The following is a 24,142-nucleotide window of genomic DNA, read 5'->3' as shown; positions in this document are numbered from 1 at the left end:
GTACACGGCATACAGAACCAGAACGAGGCCCAGCAGGATCCCGCTCAGCGCCGCGGCCATGCCCCAGGGCACCGTCAAGTTCTCGGCAGCAGCGAAGACCGGCGTCACGGTTTGGCCGGTGACGTCCGGTGGATGGAGTGATTACGCGGCCAGGGGCGCGCCGGCCACCTCAGCCCAGGCGGCGAAGGCCTGGGCGCGGGCGGCTCGGAACTCGGAGGCGGTGAGGTGATCGCGGCGGAGGTGGACGAGGTTGTTGATCGGGTCGTGGATGGATAGGAAGCGCTGGACTTGGCGCGGTGACTTGAAGCGTTTCATCTGCCGCTCCCGTCGTCGGGTCGGCTGGTGCGAATTCTCAGCTCGGTTGTTCAGGCCTTTGTGCTGACGGTGCTCGCACCGGAGCTTCAAGTCCTTCTTGACCGCGGCGTAGGATTTCAACTTATCTGTGATCATCACACGCGGCGCTCGGCCCTGCTTCTTGAGCAGTTTGCGCAGCAGGCGCTTGGCCGCCTTCTTGTCGCGTCGGCTCTGAACGAGCACGTCGAGGACGAAGCCGTCCTGGTCCACCGCGCGCCAGAGATAGTGCTTCTTGCTGGCGATGCTGATGGCGACCTCATCCAAATGCCACTTGTCGCCGTGGGCAAGGCGGCGCTGGCGGATCCGGCTGGCAACCTCGCGGCCGAACTTCAGGCCCCACTGGCGCACGGTCTCATGGCTGACCGTGATGCCGCGCAGCGCCAGCATCTCCTCGACCATGCGCAAGCTGAGCGGAAAGCGGAAGTACAGGTACACCGCGTAGCTGATCACTGCGGCGGGGAACCGGTAGCCGGCGTACATCGGGTCGGGGCGCGTTATCATGCCGGCCCTATACTGTCATCCCGGCCAGCGCACCAGCCCTGAACTTGACGGTGCCTCCTACACGACCCTGGCGCCACTTTGGTTTCACCGAGTTGGTCTGAAAAACGGAATCACGATCTGAGCGCCCGTCCTTCCACGACAGAAAAGACACAGACCCATACAGCCGGGCATACTCGCTCTGGTGGCCAATCTCCTTCTTGCTTCAGGCGATGCCACGGCAAAGCTTCTCACCACACGGTATCCCGTGTCCCAGGTCATCACGATGCAGGTGGCTTTCGCGTTCATCCCTGTCGTTGTGATGTTCGCGAGGAGGTCTATACGGCCACAGATCCGCCGGCCAGCCCTGGTGCTGATGCGAGGCCTGTTTGCAGGCGTCGGTACCCTCTGCAGCTTTTCCGCTTTTTCAGTCCTTCCTCTTCCCGACGTCTACGCGATCATCTTTTCCGCCCCGATTGTCGTCACACTTTTTTCCGCGGTGTTCCTCCACGAGAAGGTCGGCCGATACCGCTTCGGCGCAGTTTTGGTGGGGTTTGCCGGCATTCTGGTCATGGTCGAGCCGGGGGCGACACGGCTAGGCCTGGGTCACGCTGCTGCCTTCGGGGCGATGTTGACCACAGCGGCTGCCATTCTGATCATGCGGCAAGCGCGCCATGAGGATGCAAACCTCATGGTGGCAGCCGTAATGCTCGGCCTGCTGCTGGTGAGCTTGCCCGGGTGTCTTGCTGTCGGCCGTGCACCGTCGCTGCCAGATGTTGGATTGGCAGCATTGTCTGGCCTGATCATGGGATCGGGTAACTTCTTAATCTTGGCCGCTGTGCGCCGAGCTCCCGCCTCCCTGATCGCACCGACGCAGTACACGATGCTCATGTGGGCTTTGCTCTATGGAGTTATCTTGTTCGGTAACCCTGTCCGACTGAATGTCGTCGCCGGCGCCGCTTTGGTGATCGCCGCGAGCTTGTTCACCTTGCGCCGCGAACGTGTAAGAGCGACTTTGGCGCACAAATCGGCGTGAGGACAGAGTCCACCGTCGGGCAGCAGTGATCAGGCACTCTTGCGCGAGGTAGGCGGCCCAGTTCTCGACGCGGTAGCGGGCGCGCGGGATCTTGTGATGGCGGCTCTCGTTCACTTTGTACGGCATCGCGGACTCGGCTTTAGAGGGGCCGCTTTCCTACCCCGCTATCCTGCAGCCAACCTCCCGCCGATTTATGCGCCAACATCGCCGCCTTCGGTATCGTCCTAAGGAATTGCCCCCTGCGTCGCAGGACTGCACTTTCCTGTTGAGGGTGCAAAGAAAGGGCTCCCCCATGCGAACGATCAAAAGCAGCGGCTCCGGCTTGCGCATTGCCCAGGTCGCACCCCTTTACGAAGCGGTGCCTCCGCGGCTGTACGGCGGAACGGAGCGGATGGTTTCCTATCTGACCGAAGAACTGGTCCGGCAGGGGCACGACGTGACGCTGTTCGCCTCGGCGGACTCGCGCACCACGGCGCGCCTGTCCCCCTGCTGCCGACAGGCCACGCGGCTCGACTCCACCGTCCGGGATCCGATCATCCATCACCTCCTGATGCTGGAGCATGTTCGCCAGCAACGCGACGCATTCGACCTGATCCACTTCCACACCGACTACCTGCACATGCCCCTGTTCCGGGATTGCGCCGGCCGCACCGTGACGACGCTGCACGGCCGGCTCGACCTGCCGGACCTGCAGCCGTTCTACAGGGAGTTCGACGACATACCGCTGGTGTCCATCTCCGATCACCAGCGCGCACCAATGCCACCGGTGCGCTGGCTCCGCACGGTGCACCACGGCATTCCCGCCGATCTGCTCCGCCCCCGGTTCGCACCGGGCGGCTATCTGGCCTTCCTCGGCCGCATCGCCGCCGAAAAGCAACCGGACCACGCCATCGAAATCGCCAAGCGCGCCGGCCTGCCTCTGAAAATCGCCGCAAAGGTGGACAAGGCTGACAATCAATATTTCCGGGACACCATCGAACCGCTGCTGGATCACCTGCTCGTCGACTTCATCGGCGAGATCGGTGAAGACCAGAAGAGCGACTTCCTCGGCAACGCGGCGGCGTTGCTGTTTCCGATCGACTGGCCCGAACCGTTCGGGCTGGTGATGATCGAAGCGATGGCGGCCGGGACTCCGGTCATCGCGTATCCCCGCGGCTCGGTGCCGGAGGTGATCGAGGACGGCGTCACGGGCTTCATTGCCGACGGCATCGACGCCGCGGTCGACGCCGTGCGCCGCCTGGGCGAAATCGACCGGCGCGGCGTCCGCCACCGCTTCGAGACGCGCTTCACCGCCGCCCGCATGGCCACGGATTATCTTACCCTCTACCGCCACCTGCTCGATGGTCATGACTCTTTGGTCGAGGTCGATGCCGCGTGACGAGGACCTACCATCATGGGCGTGGCCGCAACCCCGACGGGCTCGCGACCGAAGCACCGCCCTGACCTCCATCGCCCCCCATACGCCGCCTTGAGACGGGAGCACCGCCATGGACGATCGGATTTCGAACGACGAACCCGACCCTGTGCCCGAGTTCTACATTCCGGCCACGACCTCGCTGGCGGAACTGGAACCGCGCACCCTCAAGCACGGCGACAGCTTTGCGGTGTTCGATCATTACGGCGACGTCCTGCGCTCCGACCGCAGCCCGCAGGGCCTCTTTCACCGCGACACTCGTTACCTCTCGCGGCTGGAAGTGCGCATCGGCGGCAAGCGCCCGCTTCTGCTGAGTTCCACGGTCGATGACGAGAATGTGCTCATGTCCGTCGACCTTACCAACCCCGACGTCTTCGACGGGCGTCAAATCGACCTACCCCGCGACAGCATCCACCTGCTGCGCAGCAAGTTCCTGTGGATGGGCCACAGCTACGAGCGCTTCGCCTTCCGGAACTTCGACACCAAAGCGCATGAGATGACGGTGGAGATCCACTTTGGCGCCGATTTCGCCGACCTGTTCGAGGCGCGCGGGCAGCGGCGCGCGAAGCGCGGCAGAAGCCACCAGCCCGTCGTCAGTGCCGGGCGCGTGGTTCTGGCCTATGATGGACTGGACAACGAAACGCGGGTCACCACCGTGCGGTTCGACCCGGAACCGGAATTTCTGACCGGTACCGCCGCACGCTTCCGCGTCGCGTTGGCGCCGGGGCAGCGCAGCGTGGTGCTGATGGCGGTCACCTGCGCGGCGCAGCCGGCGCACGCGTTCAGCGGCGAGCGCTATTTCTTCCGCCTGCGCCAGGCGCGCCGGGCGGTGCGAGCGGCAAAGCTGCGGACCGCCTCGGCCACGACGGCCAACGCCTTGCTCAACGAGGCGCTGGAACGTGCCCAGGCCGACCTCGCCATGCTGATGACCGACACCGACGAGGGTCCATACCCTTACGCCGGCATCCCATGGTTCAGCACCATGTTCGGGCGCGACGCCATCATCACCGCCCACATGATGCTGTGGGCCGACCCGACGGTTGCCCGTGGCGTGCTCATGGCGCTCGCCGCGCGGCAGGCCACCGCCGAGGATCCCCTGCGCGACGCCGAGCCCGGCAAGATTCTGCACGAAACCCGCGGCGGCGAGATGGCGAACCTCCGCGAGGTACCCTTCGGCCTGTATTACGGCAGCGTCGATTCCACGCCGCTGTTCGTGATGCTGGCCGGCGCCTATTTCGAGCGCACCTTCGATATGCCGACGATCCGCGCGCTGTGGCCGCACATCGAGGCGGCGGTGACCTGGATCGACACCTACGGCGACCGTGACGGCGACGGCTTCGTCGAATACGGCCGCAGGACGGAAGAAGGGCTCGCCAACCAGGGATGGAAGGACAGTCACGATTCGATCTTCCATGCCGACGGCACGCTGGCGCAAGCCCCCATCGCGCTGTGCGAGGTGCAGGGCTACGTCTACGCCGCCAAGCGGGCGGCCGCGCGGTTGGCGCGGGCGATGGACATGGGCCCGAGGGCGGATGCCCTCGACGATCAGGCGGCCGAACTGGCCTTCGCCTTCGATCAAGCCTTCTGGTGCGACGACATCGGCACCTACGCGCTGGCGCTGGATGGGGAGAAGCGCCCGTGCCGGGTCCGCAGTTCCAACGCCGGGCATGCGCTGTTCAGCGGCATCGCCGACCCGGACAAGGCGGCGCAGGTCGCGGCCACCCTGATGAGCGGCGATTCCTTTTCCGGCTGGGGGATCCGCACCATTCCCCAGGGCGAGAGCCGCTACAACCCCATGTCCTACCACAACGGCTCCATCTGGCCGCACGACAACGGGCTGATTGCCCTGGGATTGGCCCGCTATGGGTTGAAGGAACCGGTCCTGCGCCTGTTCGGTGGCCTGTTCGACGCGAGCCCGTACATGGAACTGCGCCGGCTGCCGGAACTGTTCTGCGGCTTTTCGCGGCGGGCGGGCAAGGGGCCGACCCTCTATCCGGTCGCCTGCGCGCCGCAGGCCTGGGCCAGCGCCACGCTGTTCGCCCTGCTGCAGGCGTCGCTCGGCATCGCGTTCGATCCTGCAGGCAGGGAAATCCGCTTCGACGAGCCGCGTCTGCCGTCGTTCCTCGATGCCGTGGTGTTGAGGGGCCTGTCGCTCGGCCCGGCCTGCGCGGACGTGTCGTTCTGCCGGCACGGCGCGCAGGTTGCGGTTTCTGTACTCAAGCGGACCGGAAATCTCCGGATCATCACCACCATCTGAAGGCGCGGCATCAGGTTGATGCACGGATGGGGTCGCTGTCGTAGGCAGCGGCCCCGCCTCCGTTTAGGTTTCTGACCGTGCCCTGCAAAGCGAACGCCGCCCGCCGACACCACATCGCGCGACCGAAGCGGCGCGTGACCAATTGGGCCGCTTATGATAAGGCCTTGCGTCAGCGCGGCAGCCTGACCGTCTGGGTGAGCGACGAGGCGATCGAGCAGTGGAAGGCGGCGCCCCGCACCACACAGGGTGGGCAGCCCCACTACTCGGACCTGGCGATCACCACGGCCCTGATGTTGAGGGCGGTGTTCCGTCTGGCGCTGCGCCAGACCGAGGGGCTGCTTGCCCCGATCCTCCACCTGCTCGGGCCTGATCTGCCGGTGCCCGACCATTCCACCATCGCCCGTCGCGCCCGGACGGTGACGCTGCCGTCAGTGCCGCGCTCGAGCGGCGGGCCTATCCACCTGCTGGTGGACAGCACCGGGCTGAAGCCGTGTGGGCCGGGGGAATGGCTGATCGAGAAGCACGGCACCAGGAAGCGGCGGTCCTGGCACACTCTGCACATCGGGATGGACGCCGGTACGAGCCGGATCGTCGCGGCCACGTTGACCGAGTGCGGCGTCTACGCATCCGTCTACGAGCGCCATCCCAAGGCCGCGGTGATGGCGCCACCGCGCAGCGATGCCGTGCGACCGCTCCCAGCCAACGCGACCGTCACATCCAGATGATTGCGCAGGCGGGTCGGATGGCGTGGCAGCGGGCCAGCGGCTACAACAAGCGCGCCGGTGTGGAGAGCCAAATGGTGCGCTGGAAGGGCGTCCTCGGCGGGGCGCTGCGCTTCCATACCGATCAGGCGCAGGCCACCGAGGTCGCCATCGGCGTCGCGGTCCTCAACCGCATGCTCGACCTTGGACGCCCGAATTCCGTCCGCGTCGCTTGATCACCAGCGGGGCTGGGGTAATCTCTTGCCCCGATCACCTCGCTGCAACACGCCGGCGTCGAACTGGTCGCGGACTTTCCGCCGAGCGGCGGCGGCCAGCTCCCGCTCCAGCGTCTCTGCCCGGTGCGCGGCGGTGTGGCCGGCCAGGATCCGCTGCCTTGCCCGTTTCCCCATAGCGTCCCGCTCCGCTTCGCCCAGCGTCCGGAGCGCCCGCAGTACATCATCGGACTGTCGGGCCGGAATGATCTCGCGGTCCAGCTCCAGCAGCTCGTCGAGCCCGTCCCAGACGTCGGAGATGATCGGCGTGGCGCAGGCGGCCGCCTCGAACAGCCGGACGCTGGGGCTATGGCCGGCGCGAACCATGTCCTGACGAGTCACATTCAGCGTGAAGCGGCTGGCCGCGTAGAAGGCGGGATGGCCGGCCGGCGGCACATGGTGCAGCCGTTCGACATTCTCCGGCCAGACAATGTCGTCCGGATATTGCGGGCCAGCGACAACGAAGCGCAGCGACGGCTCCTGCCGGGCAGGTTCCAGCAACAGCCGGTCCAGCGTCGGCTGCCGGTCCGGGCTGTAGGTGCCGAGATAGCTCAGGTCCCAGCGTTTGGCGACTGGGTGGGGCATATAGACGTCGGCATCCACCGAGCAGTAGAGCGCGCGCGCTGCCGGCGACCCGTACCCGCTCATCAGATGGTCCAGAGTCGGACCGCCGGTGAAGGAGAAATAAATGTCGAAGCCGGGGATGAGGGCAGCGGAGAGATACTCCTCGTCGCCGCGCTCCAGCTTCGCCAGAGTCACCGGCGTGTCGATGTCGTAGAAGGCGACGGCGCTGCGCGCCGTCTCCTGTGCCCACCGGCCGACGGCAACGCCTTCGGGCACGTAGGAGCCCACGAGCACGGCATCGGCCGCCGCGACCGTCTCCGCCCAGCGCCGCAAATCCTCCCGGTCCTTGTAGAAGGCCAGCCGGCAATAGCCGGGATCGACGAGATCGCGGTTGTCGGCGTACCAGGGAACGTCGCGCTCCAGGAACAGGATGTCGTGGCCGCGCGCAGCGAAGGCCTTCAGGAGGGCGCGGAAGGTGGTGGCATGGCCGTTGCCCCAGGAGGAGGACAGGCTGAGCCCCAGGACGACGAGCTTCACGCAGCGCTCCTTTCCCGTCTGGCGGCCAGCGCATCGCGCAGCAACGCGTCCACCTCGACGCCGCGCCGGGCGTATGTGTGCTCTGCCAGGACACGGCGCCGCGCGGCCTCCCCGATGGCACGGGCGCGGGCGGGGGTGAGAGCGCGCAGATGGTCGGTCACGTCCTGGCCGTCGCGGGCGACCAGGATCTCCTCGTCCGGCGCGAGGAACAGCTCCACCCCTTCCCAGGCGTCGGTGATCAAGCAGGCCGCGGCCCCGGCGGCCTCGAAGACCCGCGTGGCCGGCGAGAAGCCGACCTCGGCCATGCTGTTGCGTGCGACGTTCAGGACTGCCAGCGCGGAGGCGTTGAAGGCGTTGTGGTCGGCGGTGCCGACATGGCCGACATGGGTGACGTTGGTCGGCAAGCCCTTCGTCTCCCAACCGCTGCCGCCGATGATGTAGCGCCCGTCCGGATTGTGTCCGGCGGGCTCCAGAAAGAAGCGCTCGACCCGGGCCTCGCGGTCGGGCAGCCGGTTGGCGAGGAAGCCGAGGTCGGCGGCGAAGCGCGGCTGGGGCGGAACCGGGTAATGCGTCGCCGGGTCGAGCGCGTTGTAGATCGGTCGGCAGACGCGGGCGCCCATCGCCTGGTAGGCCGTTACCACCGGCGGACCACCGCCGTAGGTGAGGACGGCGTCGAGCTGCGGCAGTCGACGGTGCAGCGGATGGTCCGGTGTCTGCCGCAGCTCGGCCAGCGTGGCGGGCGCGTCGACGTCCCAGTAGAGCCGCAGCGCGCGAGGATTGGCGGCGTCCATGACGCCATTCAGCAGCTCGTCGTCGAAGACGCCCACCCCATTCGCCTTCACCACCACGTCGGCTTCAGCGGCACGGGCGATGACGGTCTGGCAGGCGTCTGGGGTTGCGTCGTAGACGACGACCCGCGCCCAGTCCGGCGGTTCGATGTCGCGATGGTTCTGGCGGTCGAAGGCGTTCGGCTCGTAGAAGGTGACGTCCCAGCCGCGCTTGGCGAGTTCGCTCAGCATGCCGCGGTAGTAGGTCGCCGCGCCGTTCCAGTAGGAAGACAGCAGGCTCGAACCGTAAAATGCCATTTTCATCGGGCAGGCTCCAGGCAGGACGGGGTAGCGGGCGGGCCGGTCAGGGCGGCGGTGATCGCAAGCAGCTCGGCGGCGCGATGGGCGCAGGTGTGGCGGGCTCGGATCGTCTCAAGGCCGCTGCGGACCAACGCCGCACGGAGGTCGGCGTCGTTGGCAACTGCGCGCAGATGCGCGGCCATCTCGGCGCGGTCGCGGGCGAACAGGAAGTCAGTTCCCGGCCGGAACAGCCCCTCGCAGTCGCTCCACGGCGCGCTCAGCAGCGGGATGCCGCAGGCCAGCGCCTCGAACACGCGGATGGTCGGGATGCCGGGTAGGGATTCGACATAGAAGCGGCGTGGCACATGCATGGTCACGCAGTGACGGGCGAAGATGCCGGCCGCGCGGGCGTTGGGCAGCCAGCCCCGGTAGGCGATGCCGTGGCGCTCCAGCAAGGCCAGTGCCGGTTCCGGATAGCGCACGCCGTAGACGTCCAGCGACAGGCCGGCGGCGCGCACGGGCGTGAAGAGGAACGTGTCGAGCTCCTCGGTCCGCTCGCCGTCGCCCCAGTTGCCGATCCACACCGCGCCCTCGCGCGCGGACTCCTCGGCCGGCGGATGGAACAGGCGGATGTCGGCGGCTTCGTGCCACACGAAGACGCGCCCATCCCATCCCCAGCGGCGGTAGACGGCGGCCAGCGTCTCGCCGAAGGCCAGCACGCCGTCGTAGCCGGACAGGTCGAAGGTGGCGATGGCGCCGGGATCGCTGACCGCGCGGTGATGCGTATCGTGGAATAGCAGGGTGAAGGTTCCGCCCTGCCGCCGCGCCCTGCCGACCGCCGCCACCAGCAACGGGTCGTTCCATTCATGGACGAGAACCAGATCGGCGCCGTCGCACAGCGTCGCCGCGTCCGTATCGGGCGCGACGCTGTGCGAGGACAGCTCCGGATAGGCGGCGCGGTAGGCGGCGAGCCCGGCCTCGCCATGATCGGCCAGGAGATTTTGCAGGCTCCACGCCTGTTCCGGTTCGAACACGCGGACCTCGTGGCCAAGCGCGATCAGTTCGCGAAGGACACCGCGCAGGAAATGGGCATTGCCGTGGTTCCAGCAGGACGCCAGCGAATGGGTGAAATAAACGATCTTCAAGCGGCGGTCTCGTTGCGGGCGGGGCGGGATAGGGCGGGTTCAGCGGTGTGAGTGCTCAGGACGGTACGGTAGATGGCGCGCATGCCGCCGACGAAGGGCTCCAGGCCGTAATGTTCGGCCCTCCGCCGCGCCGCGTCGCCGCGGCTTTCGGCCTCCGCCGGATTGTCCAGCAGGCGGCACAACGTGGCGGCGAGTGCGGGGCTGTCCGCCGGATCCACGAAGAGGGCGGCACCGTCCCACAATTCGCGGAAAGTCGGGATGTCCGACAGCACCAGCGCGCAGCCGGCCTGCGCCGCCTCCAACACCGTCAGGCCGAAGGGCTCGTAAAGCGCCATGGATGCGAACACCGGTGACCGGGCCAGCCAACCGGCGACCGACGCCGCATCGAGCCGCCCGAGCGCGCGGGCATGGACCAGCGTCCGACGCTCCCCGGACGGGCTTGCCAGGGGGCCGGCGGCGACCAGCGGAACGCCGAGGCCCGCCGCCGCGTCGAGCGCCGCGACGTTCTTGCCGTCGTCCCACAGGCGCCCGCCGGTGAAGACGGTCCGATCCCGGCGTATCGGCGCCGCGCCATGGACCGGACGGCGGCCGTTATGGACCACGACCGGCGCCGGAAGGCGGTAGACGGCAGCGGTGGCCGCCGCGAAGGCGGCGCTCGGCGCGACCAGCGCGTCGCAGGCCGCGTAGCCGCGCGCCAGCGCCTCGGTGCGCCATTGGAAATCTTCGGGCATGGCGCCGCCGTGCGTGGCGGCCCACCAGGTTGCCAGGCAGGAATGGCAGACCCCGACCACCGGCACCGGAAAGCCGGCGCCCGCCGCCAGAGCCGGACTGTTGAGATGGATGAGATCGACCTTCAGCCGGCGGGCCAGCGCCCCCAACGCTACAGCGCTGTGCCGGACGATGTCCGGTCCGTCGGCCATCCAGTCCAGCGGCAGGCTGGTGTTGATCAGCTCAAGACCGGGAACGGCTTGCGCCGCGTCGACCTGATCCGGTTGCGGGGAGGGGCCGAGAACGGCGAGCGAGACCCGCATGCCGCTTTCCACCAGTTCCCGCGCCAGTTCCAGCGCGTAGGTCCAGACTCCACCCACGCTGTCTGTCGTCATCAGCAGGTGGGTGGGCGTCATCGGCATGCGCAGGCGGTCTCCAACTCCTCCAGGGGCAGCGGTTCGTCCTCCTGGATGTCGCTCAGCCGGTCGAACTGGCCGAGATAATGCTCGTGCGCCCGCTCCCACGCCCGGTCGTCCGGTTCGCCCCACAGCCGGCGGTAGTCCGGCGAGGCGGGGTAGGGGTAGAGCGGCACCGGATCGTTTGCCCAAACGCCGGCCGTCCGCAACCTCTCGCGCCAACGCGCGACGAGGCCGGAGTCGTCTCCAGCCATGGCGATCAGGTTGGCCTGGACGAAGGGGACGCTGCGGCGGGCGTGGATCAGCTGGTCGGCCAACTCGTCGGTGCTCATGCGACATTTCTTGTCCAGCTCCGCCCGGCCTTCCTCGGTAAGACTCTCGACGCCGGCTTCAATCGACACGCAGCCGGCCGCTCCCAGCAGATCCAGCATGTCGGGCTTCCACAGGTCGATGCGCGTTTGCACGCCGAACTCGACCGGCCGATCCACCAGCGCTTCGAGCAAATCGCGCCGCGGCAGGAAGATCTCATCGATAAAATAGAGGTAGCGCACCCCGGCGGTGATCAGCCCGTCGATCTCCTCCAGCAGGATCGCAGTGTCGCGCCGGCGATACTTGTCGCGGAAATCGATCTTGGCGCAGAAGGAACAGCTATAGGGACAGCCGCGCGACGCTTCCAGCTCCGCGCCCGGCCCAGCCGGCTCGGTGCCGTAGCGGTGGTGATGGTGGTGGTGCCGTGCCAGCCATTCGGCGGGCCAGGATAGCGCAGGCAGGTCGGTGAAGCGCCCGGCCTGCGGCCCGCCGGTGAGGACGACGGCCCCGTCGCGGCGGAAGGCCAGACCTGGGACCGAATCCGGCGCGGGGGAGTCGGCGAGTCGCGCCACCACCTCCTCGCATTCGCCGCGGACCGCCACGTCCACGTCCAATTTGACCAGCGTCGCGCGGGGCGTGGTCGAACCATGCGGCCCGACCGCGACGGTCAGGCCGCCCCGCTTCCCCAGCGCTAGCACGAAGGCTCGCGGGATCCGCAGCTCCGGCTGGGCGCAGCGCCAGAACAGATAGGTGGGTGCGGTCGTCACCACCGTCATACCGGGCGCGAAGCCGGCCGTCCGTTCGGCAAGCTCAGCGTTTGACAGCCCCATCAACTGGCCATCGAGCATCATCACCTCGTGTCCGGCCCGCTCCAGCAACGCCTTGCTGTAGCCGAGCTCAAGAGGGAGATGCGCTTCCCGGCAGCCGAAGTAGATGCTGTGCCCAAAGTCCCAGGCGGGGTTGACGAGCGCCACACGCATCAGGCCGCCTCCACCGATGCCGACGTCTCGTGCAGGCCGGCGGTGGCCTGCTCCCGCAGCCAGTCGGCCAACGCCGCCACGCCGCGGCGCCAGTCGACCGGCTCGGACAGGCCGAGCGCGCGGCGGACGGCGCGCGTGTCGGAGACGTAGTAGCGCTGGTCTCCCGCCCGCCAGTCGCCGTGGGACACTTCGATCCGGCGGTCCAGCAGATGCTCGATGTGTTCGACAAGCTGGCGCAGGCTAACCGTGTTCGCAACCCCGCCGCCCAGGTTGAAAGCCCGGCCCTTCACCTGCTCGATCCGGTTCCAGGCCGCGGCATAGGCCTCCACCGCGTCGGCAACATAGAGGACGTCGCGCACCTGCCGCCCGTCGCCGTAGATGGTGATCGGCTCGCCCTTCAAGGCTCGGATGAGGAAATGCGCCACCCAGCCCTGGTCCTCGGTGCCCATCTGCCGAGGGCCATAGATACAGCTCATCCGCAAGACGGCGGTCGGCAGGTCGAAGCTGCGGGCGTAGTCCAGCACATACTGGTCGGCGGCACCCTTCGAGCAGCCGTACGGCGTGTGGAAATCGAGCGGTCGCTCCTCCCCTACGCCATGCGTGCGCAGGATGGGGTCGGCCGGGGTATAGGCGTCGTCCAGCAGTTCCAGCGGCACGTCGGCCAGATTGCCGTAAACCTTGTTAGTGCTGGCGAAGACCAGCGGCGTGCGCGCGCCCCGGTGGCGCAGGGCCTCAAGGATGGCCAGAGTTCCCCGGATGTTGACCTCGAAATCCTCGACGGGATCGGCCATGCTGGTCGTCACCGCGACCTGGGCGGCCAGATGGAAGACCGCCTTGGCGTCTTTCGCCGCTTCGCTTAGCGCCGCCTCGTCGCGCAAGTCGGCGACGGCGGCACTGATCCGCGAGGGATGGCGCGCCTTCAGCCAAGCTAGGTTGCGCTCCACGCCCGGCCGCAGCAGCGCGTCGAACACCAGGACGTCATGACCCTCGGACGCCAGCCGGTCGGCCAGGTTGGATCCGATGAAGCCGGCGCCGCCAGTGATGAGGACCGGATTGGACCGACCGCTCATGCCACCAGCCCCCGCGCTTCGAGTTCGCGCCGGGCCTCGGCGACACGGTCCTCGGCCTCCTGCCGGGCAACCCACTCGGCGAGTTCCGCCAGCCCCTCGGAGAAATCCTCCTGCCCTTCGTAGCCAAGCAGCGTGCGCGCTTTCGTCAGGTCGGGGATGTTGTGGCGGATGTCGCCCGCCCGCGCCTTGCCGGTGATCTCCGGGGTCAGGTCGGGACGTCCCATCGAGGCGGCCTGGAGCTGTGCCACCTCTTCCACTGTGCGATCCTCGCCGGAGCCGATGTTGAAGACCTCGCCGTCGGCGGCGCAGTTGTCCAACGCCAGCAGGAAGGCGCGCGCCACGTCGCGGACATGCACGAAGTCACGGCGCTGCCGGCCGTCTTCGAAGATCATCGGCCGCTGGTTGTTGGCAAGTCGCGAGGCGAAGATCGCCAGCACGCCAGTGTAGGGATTCGACAGCGCCTGTCCCGGCCCGTAGGCGTTCCACAGCCGGAGGGCGGCACCCTCCATTCCGTACTGAGCGGTTAGCGTCAGGGTCAGCCGCTCCTGTACGTATTTGCCAATGGCGTAGACCGACTTCAGCGCCGGTCGCTTGGTCTCCGGGGTGCGCACCGGGACCAGCGGACGGCCCTCGGAATCGAGTGGATCCCAGGAGCCGTCGGCGTTGCGGGCGCCGCGCACCACATCCTCCATCAACGTGCCGTCGGCGGTGCGATACAGCCCCTCACCGTAGATGCTCATCGACGAGGCGACGACGACGCGGCGGACCGGACGATCGATCAGGCGTTGGAGCAGCACTGCCGTGCCATGATCGTTCACCGAGGTGTAGCGGTCCACCGCGTACATGCTCTGGCCGACGCCGACCTCGGCAGCGAGGTGGATTACCGCGTCTACCCCCTCCAGTGCCCGACTGACGGCGATTTCGTCGCGCACATCGCCGACCAGCAGTTCGACGTCCGAATCAAGTTCGTCGGGACGGGTCTGCGTGGGGTGGACCTGTGCGATCAGACTGTCGAGGACCCTGACGTGATCGCCGCGGGCGAGCAGCATCTTGGCGACATGACGACCGATGAAGCCTGCTCCACCAGTGACGAGAACGGTTTCTCCCACGAGGCTCTCCCGAAAGTTGCCGATTGTGTCTTGGATGGCTGAGCAATGGATGTCCAGCCGGCGAAAAAGCCACGATGCAGAAAACGCTACGCCGCCGGTGCGCTCGCCGATTTCGCCTGAATTTCAGGATGCAACGCTTCTGCGGGGCAACGATGTCGAACTCTACGATTAACATCATCGTCAAAGTTCCTGCACCCCCCCAAAAGACATGCCCCCTACGGACGGTCTTCCGGCGCATCTTTTTAACAGCTACAAAGATCCGTACTGCGCAGCAACGACAATCCTCATGTAAGGGAGAGCCGGGTGACGGGAAGAACACTTCGGGTAGCAATCGTCGGCCTGGGCAATTGCGCATCATCTTTCGTGCAGGGACTATCCTATTACGCCGATGCTCAGGCCAATGAACCGCCACCTGGGCTGATGACTGTCGATCTCGGCGGCTATCGCGTCGGCGACATCGAGATTTCGGCCGCCTTCGACGTCAACGCCGCCAAGGTCGGGCGGGACGTTTCGGACGCCATCTTCGCGGCTCCGAACAATACGATCCGCTTCGCCACCCCGTCCTGCTCGGGCTTGCGGGTCGAGCGGGGCCCCACCATGGACGGCATCGGCCGATATCTGGCCGGCGACATCGAGGAGTCGGCGGAGCCGCCGGTCGACGTCGCCGAATCGCTGCGCCGTTCCAACACCGACGTCCTGGTCTCTTACCTGCCTGTTGGTTCGCAACGAGCGACCGAGTTCTACGCCGAACAGGCGCTGGAAGCCGGCTGTGCCTTCGTCAACTGCATTCCAGTCTTCATCGCCTCCGACCCCGGCTGGGCGAGGCGGTTCGAACAACGCGGGCTGCCGATCATCGGCGACGACATCAAGAGCCAGGTGGGAGCCACCATTGTCCACCGCATGCTGGCGAACCTGTTCCGCGAGCGCGGCGTCCGTCTCGACCACACCTACCAGCTGAATTTCGGCGGCAACACCGATTTCAAGAACATGCTGGAGCGCGAACGGCTGGAATCGAAGAAGCTGTCGAAGACGCGCGCGGTGACCAGCCAGTTCAATGTGCCGCTTGATGCGGACGACGTCCATGTCGGCCCCAGCGACCATATTCCCTGGCTGACCGACCGGAAATGGGCGCACATCCGGCTGGAGGGCACCAGCTTCGGCGGCGTGCCGCTCAACGTGGAGCTGAAGCTGGAGGTGTGGGACAGTCCGAACTCCGCCGGAATCGTCATCGACGCGGTCCGTTGCGCAAAGCTGGCGCTCGACCGGAAGATCGGCGGGCCGCTGATCGGACCGTCGAGCTACTTCATGAAATCGCCGCCCGAGCAGTTCACCGACCACGAGGCCCGCGAACGCACGCTCCGCTTCATCTCGGGCGAGACATGGCCCATGCCGCGCGACGCGGCGTGACCGACCGCATGGAGACCATCCTGATTCTGATCCGTCACGCCTCGCACGATCGATTGGGGACGGTGCTGTGCGGCCGGATGGCCGGCGTGACGCTGGGCGAGACCGGCCGGCGCGAGGCCGCCCGGCTGGCCCGGTCGCTGGCGGTCCACAGCCTCGCCGCGGTCCTGACCAGCCCGCTGGAACGCGCCGTCGAAACCGCCCTTCCGATTGCCCAGACACAGGGCTTGGCCGTGGCGGTGATGGAGGAGTTGAACGAACTTGATCTCGGCGCCTGGTCTGGGATGCGCTTCGACGCCCTGGCCGGCGATCCCGGCTGGGACCTCTGGAATCGCGCCCGCGGCCATGCTCGGCCTCCCGGCGGTGAAACGATGGTGGAGGCTCAGGTCCGGATCGCCCGCTGTATCGAAGCCCTGCGCCGACGGTATCCGGGACGGAGCGTGGCGCTGGTCAGTCACGGCGACGTCATCAAGGCGGCGCTGACTCATGCGCTGGGCCTTCCGCTGGACTTCCATTCCCGCTTCGAGATCAGTCCTGCTTCCCGTAGCGTGCTGATCGCCGGCGATTGGGGGCTGAAGGTCCAGAGCATCAACGAGGTTGCCGCATGACCCGCCTGACCGCCGATCAGATCCGCGCGCGCGCCGCGGCCCTTGGGGAATGGTTTCACAACATCGACCTGAACGGCGTGAAAACCGCGCCCGATCATTTTCTGCACGATTACCCGAACGTGAAATGGCGGCTGTTCGCCCATGCGGTGCCGGAGGATCTGAGCGGCCGGACCGTCCTCGACATCGGCTGCAACGGCGGCTTCTATTCTATTGAGATGAAGCGGCGGGGCGCCGATCGGGTGGTTGGAATCGATTTCGATGACCGTTATCTGGCGCAGGCCCGCTTCGCCGCCGAGGTGACCGGGCAGGACATCGAGTTCCGCAAGCTGTCGGTCTATGATTTGGCACTGCTTGGCGAACGGTTCGATATCGTCCTGTTCATGGGGGTACTCTACCATCTGCGCCATCCGCTGCTGGCGCTCGACCTGATCCACGAGCATGCCGCCGGGGACCTGATGATCTTCCAGTCCATGCAGCGCGGATCCCAGGAGGTCGAGCCGGTGAACGCCGATTATGACTTCTTCGAGCAGGAGCATTTCGACGCCCCCGGCTATCCGAAGCTGCATTTCATCGAGCATCAATATGCCAGGGATTGGACCAACTGGTGGGCGCCGAATGCCGCCTGCGCCGAGGCGATGCTGCGCAGCGCCGGTTTCCGGATTCTCGAACATCCGGAGCGCGAGGTCTATGTTTGCCGCCGTGTCGAACGGCCGACGGAAGCGGGGGCCGTCTATCCCGCCTCTCCGCCGCACGGCCATGTCAGCGAGGGAAGCCGGGAATGATCGAAGCTGCCAAAATTTGGAACGAGCCCAACAACAAGTCACATTGGGACCCGAAACTTGATCCCGAATGGGATCTGTTCGCCCGCATGACCATCCTCGCCGGGCAGGCGATCCGCGCGGAGAATGCCGCGCTTCCCCGCGTGCTGGGCGGCATCTCGCCCATCGACCCATCCTTCATCCGCCGACTGGACGAGCGCGGCGCGCTGGAGCAGGTGGACGTGGTGGCGGTCCACGGCTTCCCTCTGGACTGGAATCTCTGGCAGATCCAGGAATGGCCGCAGAAGATAGATGAGATCCGCGCCGTCACCGGCAAGCCGGTTTGGGTGACCGAGGCTGGCGTCTCCTCCTTCGGCGCTGAGGAGGTGCAGGCCTGGGGGCTCACCCGCACCGCCGAGCTTCTGATCGGCCACGTCCCGCGCATCCACTGGTACAGCCTCTACGACCTGCCCAGCACCTGGGAGGCGACGACGCGCCACAAGGAGGCGGAAGGCTCCTCCTACTACCGGCACTTCCATATGGGGCTTCTGCGGGCGGACGGGACGCCCAAGCCGGCGCTCGACGCCTATGCGCCCCACGCGGCTCGGATGGGGCTGTGCCAATGGTTCCACTTCGAGGACCACCGGCTGGACGAGGCGGTGGCCTGGATGAAGCGGCTGGGCGTGCGGCACCTGCGCACCGGCCTGTCCTGGGCCGACAGCTTCCGCCCGAACGCGCTCAGCTGGTTCGACCGGCAGATGGAGGCACTGGCCGATTTCGACGTTACCGTCACTTTCTGCTTCACGCCAGAGCATCGCGGGATCGAACCGCACCACACCAGCCCGCCGCAGGTCGCCGAAGAGTTTGCGGAGTTCTGCGGCGCGATGATCCGCCGCTACGCCGGGACCAGCCAAGCGGCGGCTCCGGCTCCCCTGTTGATCGCGGGGTAGCGCGCTGTCCGGCCTCGAGCGGGAAGGCTGGACCGTTCCGCATTTCGACGTCTTCAAGGCGGCGGCCTACCGCTATCTCGCCGGTCGGAGCGATTAGAGCCATGCTGGTCTACGGAGATCACGACCGCAGCGCGGATGCGCGCGCTGTCCTGGCGCGGATGGTCGACGCCTTGGCGGCCGTGCATGCCATGCCCGCCGGCATTGATCGCCACGGCGCGTTGGTGTCGCTGTTCATCGAGGCTTCGGAACTGGCGCAAGGGTTGGCGGACGCCGCGTTCGAGGCGGCGGGCGAGGACGACGACACGCCGGCCAATCGAGCGGCAATGGGGCTGCTGATGGCATTCGCCCGGTCCATCGCATCGTCCTGGGACAGCGGGTTCCGGCACCTCGTTCCCGTCCAGGCGGAGGCGCTGCTCGCGCTGGCGGCCCAACCGCTTCCTGCAGCCGTCCGGATGCGGCAGGCGGAAGGCCACGCCTTCTATGCCGTCTATCCGGAGGCGTATCTGGAGTCGGCGCGTCGCCTGTCGGCGAGCCTGCCGAGGCCTGTGACCGTCATTGGGCTGCGCAGCATCGGCATCGGGCTGGCAGCGATGGCGGCGGTCGGTCTGGGCGCCGGTCAGCCGGTCACGCTTCGGCCGGTCGGTCATCCGTTCCGCCGTGCGTTGTGCGTATCGGCCCGCCTCGGGGCGGCCTTGACAGCGGATCCGGCGGCCTGTTCGGTGGTCGTCGACGAGGGGCCTGGCCTGTCGGGCAGTTCCTTCGGAGCGGTCGCCGACTGGCTGGAGGAGCGGGGTGTTCCGCGCGGCCGCATTGCTTTCCTGCCAAGCCATGACGGCGACCTTGGGCCGGAAGCCTCGCCCGCCCACCGTCGACGCTGGTCCGAGGTCAATCGCTCGGTTGTCCCATTCGACACGCTGTTCCGGTCGGCGGACGGCCGGGTTCCGCCTCTGGAACGTTGGTTCGAGGATCGGGTCGGACCGCCGGTGGCACCGTTACAGTCCCTGTCGGGCGGCGACTGGCGCAGCCTGCTGTATGGCAATCCGGCGGCTTGGCCACCGGTCCATGCACAGCAGGAACGTTGCAAATATCTGCTTCGGACAGAGTCGGGGACTTGGCTGCTGAAATTCGCTGGTCTCGGGCGTGCGGGCGAGGCCAAGCTGGAGCGGGCACGGACGCTTCACCGGGCCGGATTCGTCGCAGAGCCGGTGGCGCTGCGCCACGGCTTTCTTGCCGAGCGCTGGCTGGACGACGCCCGTCCTCTTTGCATCGCGACACCCGAATTGATTACCCATCTGGCCGACTATCTGCTGCTTCGGGCACGGTCCTTTCCGGTGGACGGGGCCGTCGGTGCGGACTTGCCCGCTCTGCTGGCAATGGCTCGCGTCAACCTCACGGAAGCCCTGGGGGAGCCCGCCACCTTGCGGTTGGCGCGATGGACTCCGGATATCCTGGGGAGACTTGGCTCCCGGATACGGCGTATCGTTACCGACAACCGTCTCCATCTGTGGGAATGGCTGCGCTGCTCCGATGGCCGTTTGCTGAAGGCGGATGCGCTCGACCATGCCTATGCACATGACCGTATCGGCTGCCAGGATGTGGCGTGGGACGTGGCAGGCGGCATCGTGGAGTTCGGTCTGTCGGCGGCGGAGGCCACGCAACTGTGCCACGCAGTGGGAAACCGAATGCCGCTCGACCTTCAATTGGTCGATTTCTGCATCGACAGCTACATCGGCTTTCAAATCGGCTACTGGAGCTTTGCGGCGGCCTTCGACGATCGGGCAGTGTCGGCGCTGTCACGGTATCGAGCCGCATGGCGTCGAGCTTGCGATGAAGGCCAAAGTGTTAGGGTCCGGACTCATAACCAGTAGGCGGCGGTTGCGGCGATGTGGACGGCCGCCATGAAGCTGGTGGCGGACCGGTCATACCGGGTGGCGATGCGCCGGAAGTCCTCGAGGCGTCCGAACATATGCTCGATGACGTTGCGGTTCCGGTAGAGGTAGGGTGAGAAGCAGTTTTCCAGTGATTGTTGGCGCGTGGCGGAATGTTGGGCGCAGCACCGGCCTCTTTATGGTTCCTTCCGGTGCTGTCCACCAGCAGGTGGAGCGCTCCGCTGTAGCAGGGCTGTGTGCCCGGCAGCGCCACCGTTCTGGCGCGCCGGGCGATGGTGGAATGGTCCGGCACCGGTAGGTCGAGGCCAAGCGCCGCAGGACGGAGGCGATCAGCCCCTCGGTCTGACGCAACGCCAGTCGGAGCACGGCGCGCAGCATCAAGGCCGTCGTGATCGCCAAGTCGGAGTAGCTGGGCTGTCCGCCCGGCGTGGTCCGCGGCGCCGCCTTCCAATGCGCGATTGCCTCGTCGGAGACCCAGACGGTCAGGCTGCCGCGCAGGCGCAGCGATGCGTCGTACTCGGCCCAGCTCGTCACCTTCCGCTTCGGTCGCGGGATGTGATGGCGACGGGCGGCGTTCGCCTTGTGCGGCGTCGTGGGAAATCCGGCTAACGAAGAACGGCGCCACGACCTACCCCACCGGATCCATCCGTGCAACAACGCGACACGCCGCAACAGAGCCGAAGCACCTGCCGATCCTATGGCGGATCGGTGCGGGGAACGCCGTAATCGGCCAGAATTCGGTCGATGGCGGCACGGTTGCGCTCGACCGCGTCCTCCAACCGGCGGCGCAGGGTGACGTCCTCCTTGCGCAGGCCCATGGAGATGTCGAACATCATCGGCAAAGTCGGGCTGTCGACACCAGGGGTGACCGGCATAATGGTCAGCGGCGCCGGCTGGCGCGCTGCGAAATAGCCGGCCTGCGGCCCCCACACCACCGCGACATCCAATTCCCCATTCACCACTGCCTCAACGATGCGGGCAGTGGGGTTGGGCTTGGTATAGTCGCCGTAGACGAGGTAGCCGCGAACGTTGGTGACGATGCCGCGGCGGCTCAGCGCATGGGCCGGCGGCGCGTTGGAGAAGTCGTCACCGATCATCTGAACGCCGACCTTCAGGCTGCGCAGCCGCGGGTCGTCGAAGCTGCGGATGTCCAGACCGCGGTCGGTTGCGGTGACGAAGACGTAGGTGGAGCGGTAATAGGGCCGGGTGACCGCCAGCATCTCCATCGTCGACGGCACCCCGGCGATGACGTCGCAGAGGCCGGCCTTCAGCGTGTTGCGGATGAAGCCGCGGCGCTGCGCCCACCATGTGTAGCCCACCTTGATCCCCATGTCGTGGGCCAGCAGCTCCATGATCCGGTTCTCGAACCCTTCGCCGCGGTCGTTGCTGTAGGGAAGGTTGTTGGGATCGGCGCAGACGCGCAACGTCTCGGCGGCGGTTGTGGGAGAGGCGAGCAGACAGGCGACCAGCAGGGTTGGCAGGCTCGGGCGGCGCATCACCAGTTGCCCTCCGTCAGGGTGTAGAGATAGGCAGCGATGTCGCGGGCATCGCCATCGGTAACCCCCAGCTTCGGCATGGCGGTGCGCGGGGAGACCGACGGTGGGTCCTGGATCCAGCGCACGAGGTTGTCCGGGTTGTTGGCGAGGACGCCGGCGATATAAATCCGGCTGCCGAACCCGCTCAAGGGCGGGCCGACCAGCCCACGGGCGCGGATGATGCCGGGGATGGTGTGGCAGCTGCCGCAGCCATAGCGCAGCACTGCCTCCTCTCCGGCATGGGGATCGCCGCCGGTGATCTCGGCGGCGCGCCGGTACGCCTTGTTGCCTTCCTGCATCGTCTCCAACGCCACTCCGGCGGCGCCTGAGGCGACGGCCAGTGCGAAAACGACGATGGCGATGCGTCTACTCCGCCCAAAGAACATCGCGGTTCCTCCCTGGGCGACGCCGCGGGCCGTTGAGCCACAGCGCGATCAGCACGAAAGCGGCGCCGGCATGAACCAGTCCGGCCGGAATCCACATCACGATGCCGGCCAGCTGCTGGTCCTCCAGCGGTGACAGGCGGCCCTCTGTCCGGATGGCGTAAGTCGGGTACCAGGGCGTCCCGGCAAGCGTCAGCAGCGCCCCGAGAAGCCCGCTTTGCAGGGCCGTCAGGAACTGGCACAGCGCCCCCAGGCCATAGCCATGCCGTCCGGCGCGCCCGAAGGCCAGCGCCCACCAGAACAGCACCGCCGAGGCAAGGAAACTCATGTGCTGGAGAGCGTGGAGCACCGGCGAATGGACAGCCGCCTCGAACGCTGCGGGGATGTGCCACAGCCACAGCACGGCCGTTTGCAAGGCGGTCGCGGTCAGCGGGCCGGTGACAGGCCGCCAGACGCCGCGGAGCGGCTGCCGCCCCGCCTGCACCAGCCGGCGCCGCACCCCGCCCGGTATCCCCCAGAGCAGCACGCCGAGCGGGCGGGCCAATGCCAGCAGCGGCGCCGCCAGCACCATGATGATTTCATGCTCCACCATATGGGCGGCAAAGGACCGGCCGCCCCACAGATGCAGCGGCGTCGCCAGCGGCAGCGCCAGCAGAAGCCAGCCTCCGGCGAACAGCAGCGTCCGCCGGCCCCCTCCCGGCCGGTGCCGCCGCGCCGCCAGACGCAAAGAGCCAGTCAGGTACAGCATGCCGCTCAGCAGCAGCGGCAGGCCGAGCCAGGGCTCGAAGGCGATGCTTTCGCCGCTGCTGCCATGGGCGAGGGCGGGGGACGGGAGGAGCAGCAGGGCCAGCGCGCCCAATGTCCTCAGCTGGCTCATCATCTGCCGCACCCCCGCAGCATGATCCCGGCCATCGTCTGTCCGGCGATCGCCACCAGGAAGATCAGCACCGCCAGCACGCCCAGCATGGCGATGAAGCGCTGGCTTCCCCGGCCAGGTGCCGCGGCATCGGCCGGTCCGGCGTTGCGCATCGCCCGCCAGGACAGCCAGCCGCCGGCCAGCGCGACCAGCGCGCCGACCACCCCCAACGTCACCACCAGGGACGGGCGGCCCAGCGCGCAGTTCCAGAACACCGTGTTGGAGCCGCCCTGATGCTGGATGAGCCAGCCCAGGGGACCGGCCAGCCAGCCGGCCCAGGCGGTGAGGGGAGTGCTCCGGGCCGCCATCTCAGACCAGCCTCGGCACGACGTAGAGCAGCGCCCAGAGTGGGACCCAGGCGGCCACCACGAAGTTCCAGTAAACGCAGTTGTCGGTGACGTCCGTGAAGCGGCGCGGCTCGACATGTCTGGTGAACATCAGAACCGTCAGGACCAGCGTGTCGCCGACATCGGTGATCAGGTGGGTGGCGTGCAGCCCCAGCAGTAGCCAGACGATGGAGCCATAGGCGTTGTCGTCCCACCGGCAGTTCAGCGCCCCGAATTCGAAGGCGCGAATCACCAGGGTGAGCAGCCCGACCGCCGACATGACCACCAAGCCAATCCGCACCTTCCGCAGATCGTCGGCATGGGCGACCCGGTCGGTCCACAGGTTGGGGATCAGGCTGACCAGCGTCAGGACAAGCTGGAGCGTTCCCCACAGCCAGTCGGGCGGAGCCAGCCCGGGCGGCCAGGTCTCCGTCTGGCCCATCAGGTAGAAGTAAGCGGCGGCGGCCAGCGCGAAACCGGCGCCCTCGATCAGGATGAAGCCCAGCGTGCCCCACCAAGTGAGCGAACGCGGCCCGTGCGCGCTGGTCGGCAGATGGGCGAGGTCGGCGGCGAAGCGGGGGGATTGGTCCATCAGTCGATCACCGGTTCCGGAGTGTCGGGCGGCGATTTCGGCCAGAACCAGCCGATCAGCCCGACCGCCAGCGGAACGGCGCCCCACACCACCGCCCAAGGCGTGAAGATCGAGCCGATGAACAGGACAGTGACCGCCAGCGCCGACAGCAGAGGCCAGATCGACGGCTCCGGTGAGGGTTCCCGAACCTCTGGATCGGCGTCGACCACGCTGGTCAGCAGAAGCTCGCGCTGGTCCACCCGCAGGCCGCAGACGACGGGCAGGCCGTCGGGCTCAGTCCACAGCGCCTCCCGTCCGGTCACCACGGGGATGTGGACGAAATTGTAGCTGGGCGGCGGGGAGGAGGTGGCCCATTCCAGGGTCGA

22 protein-coding genes and 3 pseudogenes are annotated in these 24,142 nt (G+C 67.3%); 9 read left to right on the top strand and 16 right to left on the bottom strand.

Annotated elements, in window-relative coordinates; all coding sequences use genetic code 11:
• Positions 1-141: 141 nt before the first annotated feature.
• Positions 142-855: an IS6 family transposase gene (locus tag GBZ48_RS07290; RefSeq protein ID WP_174470402.1), complete on the bottom strand. Its 714-nt coding sequence runs from the start codon at positions 853-855 to the stop codon at positions 142-144.
• Between the two features lie 181 nt (positions 856-1,036).
• On the opposite strand from GBZ48_RS07290, the gene GBZ48_RS07285 reads away from it, so the two are divergent.
• The 4 genes and pseudogenes from GBZ48_RS07285 (at position 1,037) to GBZ48_RS07270 (ending at position 6,475) form a co-directional block, all read left to right on the top strand.
• Positions 1,037-1,867 carry an EamA family transporter gene (locus GBZ48_RS07285; protein WP_174470401.1) on the top strand — a complete coding sequence of 277 codons (831 nt, stop codon included), beginning with the start codon at positions 1,037-1,039 and terminating at the stop codon, positions 1,865-1,867.
• A 292-nt stretch (positions 1,868-2,159) separates the two neighbouring features.
• A complete protein-coding gene (locus GBZ48_RS07280; protein ID WP_174470400.1) occupies positions 2,160-3,245 on the top strand; it encodes a glycosyltransferase family 4 protein in 1,086 nt (361 codons plus the stop codon).
• A gap of 109 nt (positions 3,246-3,354) precedes the next feature.
• A complete protein-coding gene (locus GBZ48_RS07275; protein ID WP_174470399.1) occupies positions 3,355-5,538 on the top strand; it encodes an amylo-alpha-1,6-glucosidase in 2,184 nt (727 codons plus the stop codon).
• 77 nt (positions 5,539-5,615) lie between these two features.
• Positions 5,616-6,475: pseudogene (locus GBZ48_RS07270) on the top strand (IS5 family transposase).
• Here the strand turns inward: GBZ48_RS07270 and GBZ48_RS07265 are convergent.
• The 7 genes from GBZ48_RS07265 to GBZ48_RS07235 are packed head-to-tail and all read right to left on the bottom strand — an operon-like array spanning position 6,476 to position 14,416.
• Complete coding sequence (locus tag GBZ48_RS07265) at positions 6,476-7,612, bottom strand: glycosyltransferase family protein (RefSeq protein WP_174470398.1); 1,137 nt, start codon at positions 7,610-7,612, stop codon at positions 6,476-6,478.
• On the bottom strand, positions 7,609-8,703 hold the full coding sequence (locus GBZ48_RS07260) for a CgeB family protein (protein ID WP_174470397.1): 1,095 nt from the start codon (positions 8,701-8,703) through the stop codon (positions 7,609-7,611). Before GBZ48_RS07260 ends, GBZ48_RS07265 begins: the two co-directional genes overlap by 4 nt.
• Positions 8,700-9,824 carry a CgeB family protein gene (locus GBZ48_RS07255; RefSeq protein WP_174470396.1) on the bottom strand — a complete coding sequence of 375 codons (1,125 nt, stop codon included), beginning with the start codon at positions 9,822-9,824 and terminating at the stop codon, positions 8,700-8,702. Before GBZ48_RS07255 ends, GBZ48_RS07260 begins: the two co-directional genes overlap by 4 nt.
• Positions 9,821-10,954 (bottom strand): glycosyltransferase family 4 protein, encoded by a 1,134-nt coding sequence (locus GBZ48_RS07250; RefSeq protein WP_174470395.1) that lies wholly within the window; start codon positions 10,952-10,954, stop codon positions 9,821-9,823. Before GBZ48_RS07250 ends, GBZ48_RS07255 begins: the two co-directional genes overlap by 4 nt.
• Positions 10,945-12,237: a TIGR04295 family B12-binding domain-containing radical SAM protein gene (locus tag GBZ48_RS07245; protein WP_174470394.1), complete on the bottom strand. Its 1,293-nt coding sequence runs from the start codon at positions 12,235-12,237 to the stop codon at positions 10,945-10,947. The genes GBZ48_RS07250 and GBZ48_RS07245 overlap by 10 nt, the downstream gene beginning before the upstream one ends.
• A complete protein-coding gene (locus GBZ48_RS07240) occupies positions 12,237-13,307 on the bottom strand; it encodes an SDR family NAD(P)-dependent oxidoreductase (RefSeq protein ID WP_174470393.1) in 1,071 nt (356 codons plus the stop codon). The genes GBZ48_RS07245 and GBZ48_RS07240 overlap by 1 nt, the downstream gene beginning before the upstream one ends.
• Positions 13,304-14,416, bottom strand: a complete 1,113-nt coding sequence (locus tag GBZ48_RS07235; RefSeq protein ID WP_174470392.1) for an SDR family NAD(P)-dependent oxidoreductase — start codon at positions 14,414-14,416, stop codon at positions 13,304-13,306. The genes GBZ48_RS07240 and GBZ48_RS07235 overlap by 4 nt, the downstream gene beginning before the upstream one ends.
• Before the next feature lie 420 nt (positions 14,417-14,836).
• On the opposite strand from GBZ48_RS07235, the gene GBZ48_RS07230 reads away from it, so the two are divergent.
• The 5 genes from GBZ48_RS07230 to GBZ48_RS07210 all read left to right on the top strand — a co-directional run bounded on the left by GBZ48_RS07230 (position 14,837) and on the right by GBZ48_RS07210 (position 20,004).
• Positions 14,837-15,823 carry an inositol-3-phosphate synthase gene (locus GBZ48_RS07230; RefSeq protein ID WP_211105658.1) on the top strand — a complete coding sequence of 329 codons (987 nt, stop codon included), beginning with the start codon at positions 14,837-14,839 and terminating at the stop codon, positions 15,821-15,823.
• Positions 15,820-16,428 (top strand): histidine phosphatase family protein, encoded by a 609-nt coding sequence (locus tag GBZ48_RS07225; protein ID WP_343049396.1) that lies wholly within the window; start codon positions 15,820-15,822, stop codon positions 16,426-16,428. The genes GBZ48_RS07230 and GBZ48_RS07225 overlap by 4 nt, the downstream gene beginning before the upstream one ends.
• Entirely contained in the window at positions 16,425-17,210 is a 786-nt protein-coding gene (locus GBZ48_RS07220; protein WP_174470390.1) for a TIGR04290 family methyltransferase, read from the top strand. The genes GBZ48_RS07225 and GBZ48_RS07220 overlap by 4 nt, the downstream gene beginning before the upstream one ends.
• Positions 17,207-18,136, top strand: a complete 930-nt coding sequence (locus tag GBZ48_RS07215; protein WP_174470389.1) for a glycoside hydrolase family protein — start codon at positions 17,207-17,209, stop codon at positions 18,134-18,136. The genes GBZ48_RS07220 and GBZ48_RS07215 overlap by 4 nt, the downstream gene beginning before the upstream one ends.
• A 101-nt stretch (positions 18,137-18,237) precedes the next feature.
• Complete coding sequence (locus GBZ48_RS07210) at positions 18,238-20,004, top strand: hypothetical protein (protein ID WP_174470388.1); 1,767 nt, start codon at positions 18,238-18,240, stop codon at positions 20,002-20,004.
• On the opposite strand, the pseudogene GBZ48_RS37055 reads toward GBZ48_RS07210, so the two are convergent.
• The 8 genes and pseudogenes from GBZ48_RS37055 to GBZ48_RS36125 all read right to left on the bottom strand — a co-directional run.
• Positions 19,992-20,449: pseudogene (locus tag GBZ48_RS37055) on the bottom strand (transposase); the annotation flags it as partial. The gene GBZ48_RS07210 and the pseudogene GBZ48_RS37055 overlap by 13 nt on opposite strands.
• A pseudogene (locus tag GBZ48_RS37050) lies at positions 20,398-20,559 on the bottom strand (transposase); the annotation flags it as partial. The pseudogenes GBZ48_RS37050 and GBZ48_RS37055, both read right to left, overlap by 52 nt.
• A 161-nt stretch (positions 20,560-20,720) precedes the next feature.
• Complete coding sequence (locus GBZ48_RS07195; protein WP_174470424.1) at positions 20,721-21,521, bottom strand: substrate-binding domain-containing protein; 801 nt, start codon at positions 21,519-21,521, stop codon at positions 20,721-20,723.
• Positions 21,521-21,946, bottom strand: coding sequence for a c-type cytochrome (locus GBZ48_RS07190; protein WP_174470387.1), 426 nt, complete (start codon positions 21,944-21,946; stop codon positions 21,521-21,523). Before GBZ48_RS07190 ends, GBZ48_RS07195 begins: the two co-directional genes overlap by 1 nt.
• Positions 21,927-22,823 carry a cytochrome c oxidase assembly protein gene (locus GBZ48_RS07185; protein ID WP_174470386.1) on the bottom strand — a complete coding sequence of 299 codons (897 nt, stop codon included), beginning with the start codon at positions 22,821-22,823 and terminating at the stop codon, positions 21,927-21,929. Before GBZ48_RS07185 ends, GBZ48_RS07190 begins: the two co-directional genes overlap by 20 nt.
• Positions 22,820-23,167 carry a hypothetical protein gene (locus tag GBZ48_RS07180; protein WP_174470385.1) on the bottom strand — a complete coding sequence of 116 codons (348 nt, stop codon included), beginning with the start codon at positions 23,165-23,167 and terminating at the stop codon, positions 22,820-22,822. The genes GBZ48_RS07185 and GBZ48_RS07180 overlap by 4 nt, the downstream gene beginning before the upstream one ends.
• 1 nt (position 23,168) lies before the next feature.
• A complete protein-coding gene (locus GBZ48_RS07175) occupies positions 23,169-23,777 on the bottom strand; it encodes a cytochrome c oxidase subunit 3 (protein WP_174470384.1) in 609 nt (202 codons plus the stop codon).
• Positions 23,777-24,082 carry a cytochrome c oxidase subunit 4 gene (locus GBZ48_RS36125; protein WP_343049394.1) on the bottom strand — a complete coding sequence of 102 codons (306 nt, stop codon included), beginning with the start codon at positions 24,080-24,082 and terminating at the stop codon, positions 23,777-23,779. The genes GBZ48_RS07175 and GBZ48_RS36125 overlap by 1 nt, the downstream gene beginning before the upstream one ends.
• Between the last annotated feature and the right edge of the window lie 60 nt (positions 24,083-24,142).

Origin of the sequence: Azospirillum melinis (assembly GCF_013340935.1) — a bacterium.
Classification (GTDB): Bacteria; Pseudomonadota; Alphaproteobacteria; order Azospirillales; family Azospirillaceae; genus Azospirillum; species Azospirillum melinis.
The sequence above is the reverse complement of the archived record's forward strand: the minus strand, read 5'-3'. Positions and strand labels throughout refer to the sequence as shown.

What these genes read in the sequence shown, in the direction of transcription:
- GBZ48_RS07290 (WP_174470402.1), bottom strand. Translation starts at nt 855, where the DNA reads ATGATAACGCGCCCCGACCCGATGTACGCCGGCTACCGGTTCCCCGCC.
- GBZ48_RS07280 (WP_174470400.1), top strand. Translation starts at nt 2,160, where the DNA reads ATGCGAACGATCAAAAGCAGCGGCTCCGGCTTGCGCATTGCCCAGGTC.
- GBZ48_RS07275 (WP_174470399.1), top strand. Translation starts at nt 3,355, where the DNA reads ATGGACGATCGGATTTCGAACGACGAACCCGACCCTGTGCCCGAGTTC.
- GBZ48_RS07260 (WP_174470397.1), bottom strand. Translation starts at nt 8,703, where the DNA reads ATGAAAATGGCATTTTACGGTTCGAGCCTGCTGTCTTCCTACTGGAAC.
- GBZ48_RS07250 (WP_174470395.1), bottom strand. Translation starts at nt 10,954, where the DNA reads ATGCCGATGACGCCCACCCACCTGCTGATGACGACAGACAGCGTGGGT.
- GBZ48_RS07245 (WP_174470394.1), bottom strand. Translation starts at nt 12,237, where the DNA reads ATGCGTGTGGCGCTCGTCAACCCCGCCTGGGACTTTGGGCACAGCATC.
- GBZ48_RS07240 (WP_174470393.1), bottom strand. Translation starts at nt 13,307, where the DNA reads ATGAGCGGTCGGTCCAATCCGGTCCTCATCACTGGCGGCGCCGGCTTC.
- GBZ48_RS07230 (WP_211105658.1), top strand. Translation starts at nt 14,837, where the DNA reads ATGACTGTCGATCTCGGCGGCTATCGCGTCGGCGACATCGAGATTTCG.
- GBZ48_RS07220 (WP_174470390.1), top strand. Translation starts at nt 16,425, where the DNA reads ATGACCCGCCTGACCGCCGATCAGATCCGCGCGCGCGCCGCGGCCCTT.
- GBZ48_RS07215 (WP_174470389.1), top strand. Translation starts at nt 17,207, where the DNA reads ATGATCGAAGCTGCCAAAATTTGGAACGAGCCCAACAACAAGTCACAT.
- GBZ48_RS07210 (WP_174470388.1), top strand. Translation starts at nt 18,238, where the DNA reads ATGCTGGTCTACGGAGATCACGACCGCAGCGCGGATGCGCGCGCTGTC.
- GBZ48_RS07195 (WP_174470424.1), bottom strand. Translation starts at nt 21,521, where the DNA reads ATGCGCCGCCCGAGCCTGCCAACCCTGCTGGTCGCCTGTCTGCTCGCC.
- GBZ48_RS07190 (WP_174470387.1), bottom strand. Translation starts at nt 21,946, where the DNA reads ATGTTCTTTGGGCGGAGTAGACGCATCGCCATCGTCGTTTTCGCACTG.
- GBZ48_RS07185 (WP_174470386.1), bottom strand. Translation starts at nt 22,823, where the DNA reads ATGATGAGCCAGCTGAGGACATTGGGCGCGCTGGCCCTGCTGCTCCTC.
- GBZ48_RS07180 (WP_174470385.1), bottom strand. Translation starts at nt 23,167, where the DNA reads ATGGCGGCCCGGAGCACTCCCCTCACCGCCTGGGCCGGCTGGCTGGCC.
- GBZ48_RS07175 (WP_174470384.1), bottom strand. Translation starts at nt 23,777, where the DNA reads ATGGACCAATCCCCCCGCTTCGCCGCCGACCTCGCCCATCTGCCGACC.